The organism is Rhodopirellula europaea 6C (assembly GCF_000338295.1).
Taxonomy (GTDB): Bacteria; Planctomycetota; Planctomycetia; order Pirellulales; family Pirellulaceae; genus Rhodopirellula; species Rhodopirellula europaea.
Window position 1 is genome coordinate 1 of sequence record NZ_ANMO01000273.1, and the last position, 15,077, is coordinate 15,077.

Genomic DNA, 15,077 nt, shown 5'->3' on the forward strand with positions numbered 1-15,077 from the left:
AGGAATGGCAAAGTTTAAAACACCTTGAAAGCCCTGGCCTCCCAAGGCCGTCTGTATAGAAGTCGATCGACCTGGAAGCCCGTGGAGAAGTCGCCTGGCCCAAGAAAACCGTGCGGCGAGTAACCTACAAATCCAATTCGTCCAGCGAATCGATCAGGCGATCCAGGTTGTCTTTCGGTTTCTCGTTTAACGCAGCCTGTCGTTTTTTCAGGTTGTCGTCGATTCCAACCGCTTCACGACCGGTCAGCAGCAACTGTTCGTCGCGTTCTCGGGCGGCGGTTGCGATCGGGTCGCCCTTGTCGGTGGGCGCACCGAAGAGCTGGGACAAATCGATTTTGAATCCCTCGTCGCCTTCGGTCACGGCGCCGGCGATCGCGGGTGCTTTGTGTTGCGGAAAGATGATGGCATTCTCTGGGCACACTCGGCTGCACGCCGGGCAACCTTTGCGGCAATTGTCAGGCTGCTCGACCAAAATGTTTTCGACTCCATCGACGCCGTAGACGCCGAACAAGCAGAAGTCGATGCATTCCATGCAGTTCGTGCAGCGACTGAAGTCGATGACCGGGTACCAGCGTCGGCTGGTCGTTTCGTCGACCTCGACGATCTTTCCACCGACGATGGGCAGCGATCGATCGGCCTCGACGGCGATGTTCAAAATGCGTTTGATTTCGCCAATGAAGTCGTCTGCGGACTCCGATACCTTCAGGTCTAGGCAGTGGATCGTCCGGTCGGGACGCGGGTACAAATCCGTCACCCGATCGACCGGTTCCTGTTCGTCCGTCGCAGATTCAGCAGTCGCGGAAGGGGATTCTTCCTCGTCGTATTCATCGGCACCCAGTTCGACTTCGCCGGTGACGCCGCCGATTCCGTTGCGGTCAAGGACCCAGTGAGCGGCTCGCGAAAAGATCCAGCTGCAGACAATCAGGTCGCCCTCAATTTTCTGGAGCAATTCCAGGGATTCGCCACCCTTGGGCAAATCGTACAAGTGAGGGACCATGATGACTTCGACGCCGTCGAGCTGACCCGCGGCCTGTGCGATCGCCGATTCCAGGCCTCGTTTGGCCGGATTGCGAGATTGTCCCTTGGAAACGACCAGCGTGCACGTGGTGGGTTTGGCGGCGGAGATCATGTTTCATCCGAAGGAGGCGAATGGGGCGGGACTTCATCCTGACTCTTGAGCAGCGACAAATCAACCGGAACCAATTCTGCGGAGGGCGTTCTCTACGGCACTGGACCGTTAGTCTATACTCTTTGCGTTAGCGCGATCTGTTTGCCTCCATGCGCGATTTTCCCCCTCATCTGCCCCACTTCTCAGCTTCGCATGACTGTTGCTCTGTTCATCCCCTGCTACATCGACCAGTTCTTTCCGGATGTCGCGATCGCGACGTTGACACTGTTGGAACGTTTAGGGGTCGAAGTCGAGTATCCGGCGGGGCAAACCTGTTGTGGACAGCCGATGGCCAACACGGGGTGTGATGCCGACACGGCACCCGTCGCCAAACAATGGGTGAAGCGATTCGCGAGCTACGACGCCGTGGTGTGCCCCTCGGGCAGTTGTACGTCGATGATTCGGAATCATTATGCCGACTACTTTGGGCCTAATGACACCGAATTCCAGCATTTGCGTGAAAACACGTATGAGTTGTGCGAATTCGTCGTCGACCGCTTGGGAGTTCGTTCCATTCCAGGGACTTTCAACCGTCCCGTGAGCATCCACTCCAGTTGCCACGGTTTGCGAGAACTGCGTCTCGGGAAATGCAGCGAAAACATGACTCCGCGAGAAGACAAGATGCGGATGTTGTTGGAATCGTTGGATGGAATCGAAATCAAACCGATCACCCGTGTCGATGAATGCTGTGGTTTTGGCGGCACATTTGCGGTTGCTGAACGGGAGACCAGTGTGGCGATGGGGATTGACCGCGTGACCGACCACATCACCTCCGGCAGCGAAGTGATGATCGCAGGCGACATGAGTTGTCTGATGCACATGGGCGGATTGATTCGCCGACGCAACATGCCGATGTCGGTCAAACACATTGCTGAAGTGCTGGCCGAAGCGATGCAGTCCGATTCCTCCGGATCGGATCGATCCGCACCAGCGATCGCGAGTCGTTGACCGACTGACTGATCTGGTGCTCTTATTTGATTGAATGAATTCCTAAGCGAAGTGACTTCCTTGACATCCACTCTTCCCATCGTCGATCACCCGAACGCCGCCCGCGAGTTCGTGACCAATGAGCCTCGATCGCATTGGCATGATGATTCGTTGTGGTTCGTTCGAAGCAAACGTGACAAGCAGGCGCAATCGATTCCCGAATGGGAATACCTTCGCGAACAGGCGTCCACGATCAAGACGCACACGATCGCGAAACTGCCGGAATACTTGCAACAGTTTGAGGCCAACGCGACTCGTTTGGGTGCGGTTGTTCACTGGGCTGCCGATGCCGAGGAACACAACCGCATCGTCTTGGATTTGCTACGCCGCAACGACACGCTTCGTATCGTCAAAAGCAAATCTATGCTGACCGAAGAGTGCGGTCTGAACGAATACTTGATCGAAAGCGGCATCGAAGTTGTCGACACCGACTTGGGTGAACGCATCGTTCAATTGCGTGGCGAAACCCCCAGTCACATTGTGCTGCCGGCGATTCACATCAAGAAAGAAGAGGTCGGCGATACCTTTCACGAACACCTCGGAACGCGCGCCGGCGAGTCTGACCCGCAAGTTCTGACGGAAGCCGCTCGCGGCCACCTGCGCGGCAAGTTCTTGAGCGGTGAAGTCGGAATCACCGGCGTCAATTTCGCGATCGCTGACACCGGCGGTTTGGTCGTTTGCACCAACGAAGGCAACGCGGACTTGGGAGTTTCTCTACCGCGAATTCACATCGCTTGCATGGGCATCGAAAAGTTGGTGCCGCGGTTCCAAGATCTGTCGGTTTTCACCCGGTTGCTCGCTCGCAGTGCGACCGGCCAACCGATCACCAGCTACACGTCCCACTTCCACGGGCCGCGTGACGAGAACAGCGAACTGCACATTGTCTTGGTCGACAACGGTCGATCCAAAATTCGCGACAGCAAGACGTTTCGCGATTCGTTGCACTGTATTCGCTGCGGTGCTTGCATGAACACTTGCCCGGTTTATCGACGCAGTGGCGGGCACAGCTATCGAGCCACCGTGCCGGGGCCGATCGGCAGCGTTTTGGGGCCGGCAAAAAACGCCAAGGCTCACAAGAGTTTGCCGTTCGCATGCAGTCTGTGTGGTTCGTGCACCGATGTTTGCCCGGTCAAGATTCCTTTGCACCATCAGTTGTTGGCTTGGCGAAAAGTTTTGGTGGGCAAGCGTCTGGTTGCTTGGAACAAGCGAATGGCGATGAAGGCTGCTTCGTTCTTGTTCCGCAATCCACCTTTGTTCGCGGCGGCGGGCTACTTGGGCCGAGTCGCTTTGAAGGTGTTGCCGAAATCGCTGGCTCACAACCGCTTCAACACCTGGGCGAAAGACCGAGACCTCCCCGAGCCACCAAAGAAATCGTTCCACGAGTGGTACGCCAAGAACCGGCCATCAGGCTCGCAAACAGTTTCGCGGGAGGAGCAATCATGAGCGAAACACAATCCAACAGTCGGCAAGTCATTTTAGATCGGTTGAAAGGCTGCGTTGTGGACGCGCCCGAGCTACCCACGATTGATCCCGCCCGCGTCGTTCAATTCGATGACCGACTGCAGCAGTTTCAAGAAACGTTGGCATCGGTGGGTGGCGAAGCTCACTTGGTCGATACGCCCAGCGAAATTCACGAGAAGTTGCAGGCGATCGAGGTTTTCCAGTCCGCACGTCGGATTGCCTCGACCGTTCCTGAGGCGGTGACGGCCACCGTGGATCTGGCGACCATCGATGACCCGCATGCATTGTCGACATTGGACTGGACGATCGTTCGCGGCGAGTTTGGTGTGGCGGAAAATGGAGCGATTTGGATCGATGGCAAAACGTTGCCTCACCGAGTCATGATCTTCATCGCCCAGTACTTGGCGATTGTGATCTCTCGATCCGATCTGCTGAACAACATGCACGAAGCGTATGCCCGAATCGGTGCTCCCGGTCCAGGTTTTGGCGTCTTTGTTTCTGGCCCCAGTAAAACGGCCGACATCGAGCAGTCGTTGGTTCTGGGCGCCCACGGATGCCGCAAGCTCCAGGTTTTTCTGCTGCCTTGACGGGCTGTTGATTTGATGAGCCGTACCGCGTTAGCAGCGGTTAGTCAAACGCCCACCGGGGCCAACGCCCATCGGCTAATTGTTGTTATTCGGTATACGGCTAAATTAACAGCCCGTTGAGTCGCGGGGCTTCGCGACATTGATCGCGAAGCAGTTGTTGTTTGGGCGTCGATGGAACGTCTTTAGGGCGAGGAGACATGCTGATACGCAATTACGTCGCCGAAGATCGTGATGCCGTCGTGGATCTTTGGTTGGCGGTGTTCCCTCGATCTACCGGGCACAATGATCCTGGCACCTCGATCGATCGCAAAATGGCTGCGGACGATGGATTGTTCTTCGTGGCAACGGACGAAGAGAATGTGGCGGGCACGGTGATGGCCGGATACGACGGGCATCGCGGATGGCTGTATTCCGTCGCGGTGTCGCCCGCCTTCCGGCGACGTGGCGTGGGGACTCGATTGGTCCGGCATGCTGAATCGGAACTGTCCCGTCGTGGTTGCCCGAAGGTGAACCTGCAAGTGATCGCCGACAACAGCGAGGTTGTCGCGTTTTATCGATCACTCGGATTCCAAGTCGAAGAACGAATCAGCATGGGAAAGCTGACCGGGGAGTGATCGATTCGACGGCGAAGTCCATGTCGCAGGCATCGTGTAGCGGACGCGCAAAGGATTGCCGGAACGCTTGGGTCGGGACGCAGAGCGATGGCCTTACCAAATCCATCAAAATCAATCGTCCTTGGCACCGACGGACTCGGAAGTCCGTCGTACGGCTAGCCCATGCCTTCGATCATCGCCTTTCGGTGTGCGACGGCTTCTTTTTTGGTCTTGAACGTCAAGAAACGTTGGACCCCGTCTTCCTGCCAAGTCGCGACCCAGCGGCCGTAGAAGTTTCTGCTGACGCCTGTGATGCCAGACGTGTTGTTGGTGGGTTTCTTGCGAGGCCCTTTGCGCCATTGTCGCTCGCCGAGCTCTTTGATTTTGGCATCACGCCATTTCTGGGCCTTGGCCAGCGACTTTCGGATCCCGCCATCGGAGAACCGAAAGTACTTGGAGTGCTGCTCGCCTTCGCGAACGATTCGAACGGTCCAGCCTTCGGGACCCCGGGAGATATTTAGGTTTTTGTTCTTGCTCATGCTTTCTACGATAACCTGCCCAAATCGGCCAATCAACATAGAGTTCACGCACGGTCCCCGGATCCCGCGGGTTCAAACAGCCGAAAAGCAGTGAATCAGGGCGATTCCCAGCCAACAGGCTGGGTCCAGGCCTGCTGTTTTTGGTCCTTGAACGATGGGTCTCGGGCAGGTTGGCTGCTGGTCACGACTGCCCGAACGTACAGTTCCTTCCCAGTCAGCGTGTACTGAGGCTGAAGGCTGTCGGATGTGGCGACGGTCACTCCGATCCGGTGTTCGTCGATCAATCCATCCGCTTTTGCCAGCGTCGCGATGAACTTGGTTTGGTATGTCGTTTCGGGGTCGGATTGAATTTGCAGCGACAAGGTTTTCGATTCGGCGTCGTATTTCACGTCGTCCAAGCTGACTCCGCTGGACGCATAGAAATCGCCGCGTTTCATCGCTCGGATCAAGTGCTCGGGCGTCAGGTATTGGCTGCGGACCATCACCCACCCGCGACCGGGACGCGATCCGGGTTTGCCGTGGTATTCGTGGCTGTCATCGGTCGCGATGCCCATCATCGGCGGGACGTTCAGCGAAGTCTGACGCAGGGCGTTGATGATGTCCCACATGCGTTCGATGCTGGGGTGTTCGTCATCGCCAAGATGGTTGACTCCCGGGTGCCCGTTGTAGACCTCGAAGAACCGTTCCGACACAACCGAGGCGAGGTCCTCGGCGGTGACGGCGTAGTGGAAGTTCGGGTGGTTCACGTGCGGCAGAACTTCTCGGCCGTGTGCTTTTTCGTGTTCCAGGATCGCTCGCAAGTTGTTTTCGATCACTTGGCGAACCGTGTCGCCTCCTGCGGGTTCGAGAGCTTCGGCCAGGTTCGTCGCGTTGATGTGAACCGGTTTGCCTTCCCCGCGATCGCTGATTTCTTCGGCGGGAATCAGGATGAATTGGTCGTGCTGTTCGACCAGGTATCGAAATTCATCAAGCGGTTTGAGTCGCACTTGGTAGTCGGCTTCGCCTTCGGTGCCACGAGTTTCCACCCAGGCGTTGCCGAATCGGGCTCGGTAGCGATCCAGAATTCCATCGTCGCTGCGCTGCAGGATTTTCGAGTAGTCCATCCATCGTGATCCCTCGCTGAGCACGTTGTGGTCAGTCAGGGCCAGAAAGTTGTAGCCCTCGGATTGGTACCAGTCCGCAATCATCTCAGGGAATTGATCGCCATCGCTCCAAAGCGAATGAGTGTGGATATTTCCCTTCCACCATTGGGGTGCCGGTTCATCGGCGTGACACAGTGGTATGAAACACGGAATGGTGAGGCAAAGTGCGACGAGGGAAAAAGGCAGGAGACGACGGTGCAAACGCTTGGTCAGTTTCATGGTGGAATTCAGGCGAGAGAGTTGGCGGGAGGTCGAGTGCAAGTCACGAAGTAGAACGGTTGTCTGCAGCGGTTCGCGTGAAGGCTCATCATCATTGAGGAACGTTGAGCGATCGCGGCGGACGTTGTTGCGTCGAGTCAGTTGGCTTGGGGAGGAATGCTGATCGACGGGATGTCTGTGGACAAATGTTCTGCGCGGAGGCAAGTTTCACGGAAGTGTTTCATGACGAGCGTCCTTTGTACTGGACGCTTCAGAATGAAACATTCGTTGCCCATCAAATCTTCATGGAGCGAGCCGCCAGAATCCTTGCGTATTTGGCTTGAAAATGAGCCTCAAGGACGGCTGGCGAAAAACTTCACGATTTTTCGGATTGCCGTCAAAGTTTACCCGATCGGAACCCGATACCTACTTTCGGATGAAGGTCTCGTTCCATTCGGTGGAACGATGATGGGCGAGACTTTTGTAGGGGGGCTTTCCACACTCGGCCCGACCGGGGACATGCCATGCCGCACTCGCGGCACTCGTGGGGTATGTTCTGCGGCGGCACCGCGCCAGGGAAGTCCAGGGCATGAATCGCTCATTGATCCGTTTGACTGCACAACTGCAATTGGGAATCACCCTCCTGATCGCCTGTGGGTGCGCTCCAACTCAGCCGTTCTTCTTGAACGAGTCTCCGGACCTGAACTACTATCTCAACTCAGCCACCCAGATTGAATATCCGGATGTGGACGTGGAGAGTCTGCCCGAAACGACGGAGGCGTTGCCTCCGCTGGCGATCGGTAATCACGACTACCAGTTCTGGGATTTGACGCTGGAAGAAGCGACCAACATCGCGTTGCAAAATGCGAAGTTCTTCGTCACTACCAGCGGCATCGCAGAAACACGTCAAAACGTGGCTGACCAGTTCATCAGTGGTTCTTCCGATCAGTTTGGTAGCGTCTACGACGTCGCCATCCAGCAATCAACCACTCAGTCGGTCCCGTTGACCGTTGACAGCAATGGCAACCGCACCCTGCCTCGTGGTGTTCTGCGAGCCAACCAAGTTGGCGGTGTCGAAGATGCTTTGGCTGAGTTCGATGCTCAAGCCAGCGGGTTCATCAGTTACAGCAACACCGACCGTCCACGAAACTCGGGCAACAGTGCTGTTTCAACCTCGCTGTTTCAATCAGATGACGTGACGGCCCAAGCCGCGATCAGCAAACGGTTCGCTACCGGTGGCGTTGCCACACTTCGTCATCAACTGGTGTACGGACACAACAACCTTCCGACTGCACCCTTGGCACTCAACTCCGCCTCGCGAGTAGTTTCGAGTGACTACACCGTTTCGATGGAAGCTCAAGTGCAGCAGCCATTGATGCGGAACCGAGGCACCTTGGTCAACCGCGTTCCGGTTGTCTTGGCCAGCCTCAACGAAGACGTGTCGATTGCCGAATACGAAGTCCAGGTTCGCAACTTGGTCCGCGATGTCGAGAACGCCTACTGGGACCTGTACGTTGCCTACCGCAACGTGGCCACTTCAGTGGTTGCTCGGAACAGCGCTATGGCGACGGCACAGTTTGCCCGCTTGGCGATGGAAAATGGCAACGGCACTCTCTTTGAGTTGTCGCAAGCAAAAGGTCAATACTTCCAGTTCAAGGCCCAGCTCGAAACTGCACTCGCAGGATCGAACCTGCCCGGCCCTGACCGGTTCGGCGTCTATGGCTCGGAAAACCGTCTGCGTGAGTTGATGGGATTGGCGGCAACCGATGGTCGTTTGATTCGTCCCATCGACGAGCCAACCCTCGCACGTGTTGAATTTGACTGGAACGAGTCGGTTGCACAAATGCTGTACCTGTCGCCCGAACTGCGTCAAACGAAGACCCGCATCAAACAACAAGAGTTGGAGCTGATCACAGCAAAGAACCAAATCCTGCCAGAGGTGAACCTGTCGTTGCTTTACCGCTGGGTGGGGGTCGGTGACACGCTCGGTCCTCCCGATGGTGGAACGGGAACGTTCCCATCGCCAGGTAGTTCGGCGTTGGCAAGCTTGACCGGCGGTGATTTCCAAGAAGGCGCGGTTCGTCTCGAAGTGACTCCGCCCGCTTTTGGTGCACGTAAAGAATTGGCAAGAATCCAAAATGCGAAGCTTCGCATCGTCCGTGAACGTTCGAAGTTGCAAGAGGACGAGCGATTGTTGGTCAGCAAATTGTCCGATGCGATCCGCAAGGCTCAGTCGCACTACCAACTGACGCAAACCAACGCACAGCAATGGCAAGCTTTCGAAACCGAAGTCGAAATTCGATTGGCACAATATGAATCGGGCGTGTCGGACATCAACGTGGTCCTGCAAAGTCAACAGCGAAAGGCTCAAGCAGAAATCAGCTACTACCGTGCTTTGGCTGAATACAGCAAATCATTGAGCTATGTTGATTACTTGAAGGGCACCTTGCTGGCCAACAGTGGCATCGTGTTGCGAGAAGGACCTTGGAACAAGAAAGCCTACTGGGATGCACTCGAACGAGCTCGTGAACGAAGTGCTGGCAAGAAGTTGCAGTACGGTGTGACTCGTCCAGGTGTGGTTCGCCAAGGGCCGGTTCGTGATGCGGACTCCGCTTCGCAGATCATCGGCAGTGGTGCCAACACCCACGGGCAAATCTTGCCGCCGGGTGAGTTCGAGATGAACGCGGCGGATGGCCAGGTCATCTTCGGCGATGCCAACGGCGAAGCCTTGCCAATGGACATGGGAATCGTTCGCGATCCAATCCGGATCGAAGATCACCAACCCTTGAGCGAGTACGGCAGCAGCACTCACGAAATGTTGCGGGCTCCTCAGCCTATCGACCGACTGTCACCTCCCGTGACCGTCCCAACCCCGGCTCCTTCGATTGAATCGGCTCAGCCACTTCGATCGCCCGCCGCATCGTCCAACGATGGTGCGTCGTGGGGAACGGCTCGCCGAGTCCAACCGGCCGCCTACACGGCACCCGCAGCGACATCGGCTGCGGAACCCGCCGAGTACGCACCGCAACCCGTGCGACGGAAACCCATTCCTCGCTGAAACACTGAACACGAACCAGATCTGAGTCACTGACCGGCTGATCGCTGGCAGACTCGGAACGGTTCTCATCACCTTCGTAGGGGCGGAGGCTTGGGTGGTTGTCGTCCAACACACGCGCGTTGGATCCACGACCCACCCCCACGACTAGCTCGACCGGTCTGCTTGCAGGCCCGTCGGGCTTTTCGTCGTTTTCAGACAAGTACGATGGGCTTTTAGCCGGTCGAGAATCTCGCCGTACGATGGGCTTCCTAGCCCGTCGAGAACTTGAGCCGAGCACCGACGGGCTTGGAAGCCCATCGTACGGTGAGGGCAGCTAGCATGATTTTGGTTGGCGGGTTAGGAAAGTTTCGGTGGCCTGCTAGCATGAACGTTGCACACCGGTCGACTCAATCCATCCAAACGTTGAGGACTCCCGGTCGTTCCTCACACCATTTCATCCCAAGTGTTTTTCGACCATGATTCGCACGCGATTTGCCCCCAGCCCAACCGGATACTTGCACATCGGTGGCGTCCGCACCGCACTTTTCAATTGGCTGCTCGCGAAACAGGCTGGCGGACAATTCATTCTTCGGATCGATGACACGGACGCCGGACGAAACGTCGACGCGGCATTGAAACCGATCCTGGATGGTTTTCGTTGGCTCGGGATGGACTGGGACGAAGGCCCCGATGTCGGCGGCCCGCATGGTCCCTACTTTCAATCGCAACGAGGCGATTTGTACCGAGCCGCTGCTGACAAACTGCTCGCCGATGGCCACGCCTACCGCGATTTCGCCAAACCGGAAGAACTGCAAACGCTTCGCGAAGAAGCCCAGAAAGCTGGCGAGGCGTTTGTCTACGATCGACGCTGGATGGCGGAAGACGAAGCGACCGCAGCCAAATTCGAAGCCGAAGGTCGGCAAGGCGTCGTGCGTCTGAAGATGCCACGCGAAGGCCAATGCGTGATCCAAGATTTGATCCGCGGCGAAGTCATCGTCGAATGGGCGTCTGAACAAGACCACGTGATCGCGCGTGCCGATGGCAGCCCGCTGTATCACCTGGCCAGCGTCGTCGATGATCACGAACTGAAGATCACGCACGTCGTTCGCGCCGCGGAACACTTGCCCAACACGGCTCGCCAAGTCTTCATCGCTCAGTCGCTCGGGTATGACCTGCCGATTTATGCTCACCTGCCCTACGTGGCCGAGCCCGGTGGATCGGCCAAGTTGAGCAAACGCAAACTCGACAAGTACAAAAAGAACCGTGACTTCGCCGTGTTGTTGGCTCACGGTGAAAAGATCGCCGAGCGTTGCAACATGCAAGTCGACGCGGACACGTTCAATCCCGTGTTGGTCGATTTCTACCGCGAGATCGGGTTCCTGCCCGATGCGTTGTTGAACTACCTGTTGTTGCTGGGATGGTCGCTCGATGGCGAAACCGAGAAGTTCACGATCGCGGAAATGATCGAGAAGTTCACTCTGGATCGCGTCAACAAAGCTCCCGCCTCATTCGACCCGGCCAAACTGCAGTCGTTCCAAGGCGACGCGTTCGCGGCACTTTCGGATGAGAAGCGAACCGAGTTGGTGCGTCCGTTTGCGCTTGCCTCTGGCTTCGTTGCCGAAGGGGATTCCGATGAAGCGTTGTCGGCCGTGGTTGCTGCGGCTGGTGATCGTTTGAAGATGGCCGGCGACATCATCGACTTCGACTACTGTTTCGTGGACGATTATGCCGTTGACGAAAAAGCCTACGAGAAACGTTTGGTCAAAGCCGATGGCGCGAAGGAGTTGCTTGCGAAGCTGAATGAGACATTGAAAGCAGCGACCGAGTTTGACGCCGCCAACGTGGAGACCACTGTGAAGTCGTTCTGCGAATCAGAGGGCATCAAGATCGGCCAAATCATTCACGCGTTGCGAGTGGCGACAACTGGAGCGGCCAGCGGCTTCGGCATGTTCGACACGCTTGCGGTCTTGGGGAAAGGCAAGGTGACCGCACGAATCGAAAAAACGATCGCCGGCCTGTCCTAGGCAAGCGGTTGTTCGCAACCTGTCGCTCGGTGGTCCCCCACCGAGATGAACCTTGGCCTGTCTCGGTAAACCTAGAACCAGACTTCGCTCAACTGACCTGACTCGAGTTCGTTGGCGCAGCTGAGGTAGTAGTTGCGATTGGGCGCGTTGTACTCCCTCGCCGCGAGAGCCCGGAGTGCTGCGATCTTGACCTTGCGTGCGAGCTTGACGTCGGCATCGTCTAGCCATTTCACATGGTCGGAAAGTTCCAACGCCCATTGGAATTCTTCTTTTGCAAGGGCTGATTCCATCTGCTCGGTCAGCTCCTGTGTGCCGCCCGCCAGTTCAGCCATTTTCTTCGCCTTGAGTTTTGGCTGCAGCGGATTCAACGTCGTTGGGTTGCCGTCGTACCAGCCCAACAGCCCGGCATAGATCGCTCGTACCGCGTGCGGCACCGAACCATAAAACTGAATCAGGTACGGCTTGTCTTTTAGGTGTTCAGGAAGCTTGACTTCGTGTGCCAGTTGATCAGGACCTTTGCCGGCGTTGATGCCGCGGACGGTTTGGTCGTAGACACTGCGGATCGCTTCGCTGTAATCGTTCAGTGCGGTGGTGGCGGCATCCTGACCTTGAATCGGCATGGTGTGGCCGGGGATCAGGACGTCTGGTTTGAACGTCGCCATCTTGGCAACGCTCTCGGACCAACTCAGCACGTCGCGATAGGCCGTTCCGCGAATCGCATACAGGTTGGGGAAGGAACTGTAGAAGTTGTCACCCGCAAGCAGCACCTTCTCCTTTGGCAGCCAGATGAACATGGCATCGCCGGTTTCGCCTGGCCCGTTATGAAATTCGATTTCGACGCCCGCGATTGTCGTTTTGAGTCCGTCGCTGGGGACGGTGACAGTCGGCGGAAGGAATCCTTTGCCACGGTCGCCGTCTTCGGTGTTGGCCGGAGCGACACCGCGATTGGTACTCTCGGACGGAGAGAGATTGCGACCAAACTGGCGTATGTTTCGTTTCGCTTTCACGGGTTCAACTGCTTTGTTGACACCTTCGGCTGAACCAAAGGTCTCCGTTGCGAAGACATCCGGTTTCTCATCGCCAACGAAGGCACTGGCTCCACCGGTGTGATCGCCGTGACTGTGGGTATAGATGATCGCCTTGACCGGTTTGTCACTGTATCGCCGAAAAGCTTCCGCCGCTTTGGAAGCACTGGACGGACCGAAAAGAGTGTCGACGATGATGACCCCATCGGTACCGACAATCATCGACGTGTTTGCGCCGTGAAAACCAACCGCGGTGTAAACGTTGTCCGCGACTTGAACGACACCCTTCTCGAACTGTTGTTGCTGAGCGTTCAGCATCCTCAGCGCGGTTTCGGGTTGGACCTGTGTTTGTCCGTTGGCAACGCCAGCAGTCGACACGAGGACGCCGAGTAGAACGGCCGTTTTTAGGCTTCTGCCAAAACGGATTCGAAAGTGGTTCATGGGTTTAATCATTCGTGAGATGGGTCTTGAGGTTCTTCTGCATCTGATGCAGAACGTTTTGTGCTGCAGCCAGTTCCTTCTTTGAGATGCCTTTCAAAGCGATCTTCCGTAGGTCATCCAGTAGCGGGAGGACCTTCTGCAATCGTTGCTCGCCTCGGCGGGTCAAGCCGATCATCACGATCCGAGCATCCTCGCTCGAGGCGTTTCGCTCTACGAACTGATGTTCGACAAGTCGATCCAACTGTCGTTTCACAGTCGTGGCATCGCGGATCATTCGCGATGCCAGTTCGTTCATGCTCAGAGGCTGGCCGGCATCGGACAGCGTGATCAGGGTCTGTGTTTCCTCGGGTGAAAAAGGCCAGCGGGCTTTCTTCAGTTCCGCTCCCATTCCGGTGCGTATCAAGTAAGCGACTCGCCCAATGACAAATCCAGGCGAAGACTCTGAGTCAAAATGCATGATCGCCTCCCGAAGGCCTTGAGGTTGAAGTGCCCATTGGTCCAGGCTGTTCCGTAGGACTCGCCAAAATCGGCCGGTACCAGTCGAAGTAGCAGTAAATCAGCAATGCACAGGCTGCAAAATCAGGAAGCCCAATCACGAGGTATTGATGGGCAAAGAATGTCACGTACAGCAGAATGTTGACGACATACGGCAGCGACATCAGAACGGCCAGCGGCGCTGTCCGAGGGAAAAACATCAGACCGCCAGCAACGGTTTTGAAAAAGCCAACCCAGAAGATCAGATAACCAGTTTGCTCCAGTGCGATCATGAATCGCCCTACGTCATCCGGCGTGTCACCGACGGGATAGCCATTGCTGGCAAAGCCCATTGTCATGATTCCCGTTCCAAACAGGAATGATGCAAAGAGGATCCGGGTAACCATGGCAACTCGCGGCAATCGGATGTTCCGTTTTTCTGCGGTCATGACATTTGTCGTGTGCGTGTTGCAAGGAAGCGGAGTGGAGCGTGGAATTATTTGCTTCGCCGGTACCTGTATGATGCAGGTAATGGTCCGCGAGTCAACGCTTCTGTTTAAAGTTTTGCTCTTTGATGGGGCTGGTCGATTCGGAATGGCCAACTGGGGCGTGCGTCCGGCTGGGATAATTCACCCGTTCAAGCCGTCATCGATTCGTTTGAGGTGGCCAATCCACCGGGACGAAAACTTTTGCGACGTGCCGAATTTTCGACTCGCATGGTGCTACGTCAGGCGAGACACAACCGCACGCGATGTTGCCTGAGTGCCGCGAGCCGCGAATCTGGGCGGGCAAAATTCAGGGCAGTTGGACTTCGATTGCCGTGCCGTTTTGTCGGATTGGAAAAACCGCTTGAAGAGGTTGGCGGCTGGTCGTTTGGGTTCCGGTTTCCAGTTCGTATTGCCATCCATGCCAGGGACACGTCACGCAGCCGTCCGCGACATGACCTTCGGCGAGCGGTCCGCCTTGGTGAGTGCAGATTCCGTCCATCGCGTACCATTGGCCCGAATGAAAGATCACGGCGAGAATTCGATCACCCACCAAGGCTTCTCGCACAAACGATTCGGACTCGGGATTGGCAGCCAAGCGTTCGGCGAGTCCCGGTTCAGCCTCGTTCAAATCAAACGCGACGTGCCACGGCAGATCTTCTCGCGGTTGGCGGTTGTGATTTTGCTCGGCGAGTTCGTTGGGATACAAATTACGCTTCGGTTTCGGATCGGAATTTGAATCGCTCATGGGGTCTGTCCGTGAAAAGCCTTTGGCAATGGGCGGGAAAGAAGGGCCGGTGCCCATTGCCGGAACGACCCAGCGGGGCTTTGCACAAATGGTACCGGACGCTCGTTTCTCGACCGCTCCTGGAATGCACTCAGTGTGAAGTTTACTGGCGATCGCGGCGACCCCGGG

At 56.5% G+C, this 15,077-nt stretch carries 13 protein-coding genes; 6 read left to right on the forward strand and 7 right to left on the reverse strand.

Translation table 11 applies throughout. From position 1 onward, the window contains the following. Positions 1–124: 124 nt before the first annotated feature. Positions 125–1,129 (reverse strand): 4Fe-4S dicluster domain-containing protein, encoded by a 1,005-nt coding sequence (locus tag RE6C_RS29235; protein WP_008662644.1) that lies wholly within the window; start codon positions 1,127–1,129, stop codon positions 125–127. Positions 1,130–1,321: 192 nt separating this feature from the next. Here RE6C_RS29235 and RE6C_RS29240 point away from each other — a divergent pair, with 192 nt between their 5' ends. The 4 genes from RE6C_RS29240 (at position 1,322) to RE6C_RS29255 (ending at position 4,817) form a co-directional block, all read left to right on the forward strand. Beyond that, entirely contained in the window at positions 1,322–2,116 is a 795-nt protein-coding gene (locus RE6C_RS29240) for a (Fe-S)-binding protein (RefSeq protein WP_008662645.1), read from the forward strand. Positions 2,117–2,146: 30 nt separating this feature from the next. Next, positions 2,147–3,598 (forward strand): lactate utilization protein B, encoded by a 1,452-nt coding sequence (locus tag RE6C_RS29245; protein ID WP_008662646.1) that lies wholly within the window; start codon positions 2,147–2,149, stop codon positions 3,596–3,598. Further along, the gene (locus RE6C_RS29250) at positions 3,595–4,203 is read left to right on the forward strand and encodes a LutC/YkgG family protein (protein WP_008662647.1); all 609 of its coding nucleotides are present in this window, start codon (positions 3,595–3,597) and stop codon (positions 4,201–4,203) included. The genes RE6C_RS29245 and RE6C_RS29250 overlap by 4 nt, the downstream gene beginning before the upstream one ends. A 197-nt stretch (positions 4,204–4,400) precedes the next feature. Beyond that, positions 4,401–4,817: a GNAT family acetyltransferase gene (locus RE6C_RS29255; RefSeq protein ID WP_008662648.1), complete on the forward strand. Its 417-nt coding sequence runs from the start codon at positions 4,401–4,403 to the stop codon at positions 4,815–4,817. 155 nt (positions 4,818–4,972) lie between these two features. Here RE6C_RS29255 and RE6C_RS29265 read toward each other — a convergent pair whose 3' ends face one another. Together RE6C_RS29265 and RE6C_RS29270 are read right to left on the reverse strand one after the other, a co-directional pair. Beyond that, the gene (locus RE6C_RS29265; protein WP_008664088.1) at positions 4,973–5,374 is read right to left on the reverse strand and encodes a hypothetical protein; all 402 of its coding nucleotides are present in this window, start codon (positions 5,372–5,374) and stop codon (positions 4,973–4,975) included. A gap of 56 nt (positions 5,375–5,430) precedes the next feature. Next, on the reverse strand, positions 5,431–6,696 hold the full coding sequence (locus RE6C_RS29270) for a PHP domain-containing protein (protein ID WP_039963861.1): 1,266 nt from the start codon (positions 6,694–6,696) through the stop codon (positions 5,431–5,433). 568 nt (positions 6,697–7,264) lie between these two features. Here RE6C_RS29270 and RE6C_RS29275 point away from each other — a divergent pair. Together RE6C_RS29275 and gltX are read left to right on the forward strand one after the other, a co-directional pair. Next, complete coding sequence (locus RE6C_RS29275) at positions 7,265–9,733, forward strand: TolC family protein (RefSeq protein ID WP_008662653.1); 2,469 nt, start codon at positions 7,265–7,267, stop codon at positions 9,731–9,733. Between the two features lie 455 nt (positions 9,734–10,188). After that, entirely contained in the window at positions 10,189–11,736 is a 1,548-nt protein-coding gene (gene gltX, locus RE6C_RS29280) for a glutamate--tRNA ligase (protein ID WP_008662655.1), read from the forward strand. 71 nt (positions 11,737–11,807) lie between these two features. Here the strand turns inward: gltX and RE6C_RS29285 are convergent, their stop codons facing one another. From RE6C_RS29285 to RE6C_RS29305, 4 genes are all read right to left on the reverse strand, one after another. Beyond that, entirely contained in the window at positions 11,808–13,202 is a 1,395-nt protein-coding gene (locus RE6C_RS29285) for an alkyl/aryl-sulfatase (RefSeq protein ID WP_039963864.1), read from the reverse strand. A 4-nt stretch (positions 13,203–13,206) separates the two neighbouring features. Further along, the gene (locus RE6C_RS29290) at positions 13,207–13,659 is read right to left on the reverse strand and encodes a MarR family winged helix-turn-helix transcriptional regulator (RefSeq protein WP_008662657.1); all 453 of its coding nucleotides are present in this window, start codon (positions 13,657–13,659) and stop codon (positions 13,207–13,209) included. Continuing rightward, positions 13,649–14,125 carry a hypothetical protein gene (locus tag RE6C_RS29295; RefSeq protein WP_008662658.1) on the reverse strand — a complete coding sequence of 159 codons (477 nt, stop codon included), beginning with the start codon at positions 14,123–14,125 and terminating at the stop codon, positions 13,649–13,651. The genes RE6C_RS29290 and RE6C_RS29295 overlap by 11 nt, the downstream gene beginning before the upstream one ends. A gap of 346 nt (positions 14,126–14,471) precedes the next feature. Further along, positions 14,472–14,909 (reverse strand): Rieske (2Fe-2S) protein, encoded by a 438-nt coding sequence (locus RE6C_RS29305; protein WP_008662660.1) that lies wholly within the window; start codon positions 14,907–14,909, stop codon positions 14,472–14,474. Positions 14,910–15,077: the final 168 nt, after the last annotated feature.

Bases quoted from the DNA above. Each gene is read 5' to 3' on its own strand.
- RE6C_RS29235 (WP_008662644.1), bottom strand. From the start codon at position 1,129: ATGATCTCCGCCGCCAAACCCACCACGTGCACGCTGGTCGTTTCCAAG.
- RE6C_RS29240 (WP_008662645.1), top strand. From the start codon at position 1,322: ATGACTGTTGCTCTGTTCATCCCCTGCTACATCGACCAGTTCTTTCCG.
- RE6C_RS29250 (WP_008662647.1), top strand. From the start codon at position 3,595: ATGAGCGAAACACAATCCAACAGTCGGCAAGTCATTTTAGATCGGTTG.
- RE6C_RS29255 (WP_008662648.1), top strand. From the start codon at position 4,401: ATGCTGATACGCAATTACGTCGCCGAAGATCGTGATGCCGTCGTGGAT.
- RE6C_RS29265 (WP_008664088.1), bottom strand. From the start codon at position 5,374: ATGTTGATTGGCCGATTTGGGCAGGTTATCGTAGAAAGCATGAGCAAG.
- RE6C_RS29270 (WP_039963861.1), bottom strand. From the start codon at position 6,696: ATGAAACTGACCAAGCGTTTGCACCGTCGTCTCCTGCCTTTTTCCCTC.
- RE6C_RS29275 (WP_008662653.1), top strand. From the start codon at position 7,265: ATGAATCGCTCATTGATCCGTTTGACTGCACAACTGCAATTGGGAATC.
- gltX (WP_008662655.1), top strand. From the start codon at position 10,189: ATGATTCGCACGCGATTTGCCCCCAGCCCAACCGGATACTTGCACATC.
- RE6C_RS29285 (WP_039963864.1), bottom strand. From the start codon at position 13,202: ATGAACCACTTTCGAATCCGTTTTGGCAGAAGCCTAAAAACGGCCGTT.
- RE6C_RS29290 (WP_008662657.1), bottom strand. From the start codon at position 13,659: ATGCATTTTGACTCAGAGTCTTCGCCTGGATTTGTCATTGGGCGAGTC.
- RE6C_RS29295 (WP_008662658.1), bottom strand. From the start codon at position 14,125: ATGACCGCAGAAAAACGGAACATCCGATTGCCGCGAGTTGCCATGGTT.
- RE6C_RS29305 (WP_008662660.1), bottom strand. From the start codon at position 14,909: ATGAGCGATTCAAATTCCGATCCGAAACCGAAGCGTAATTTGTATCCC.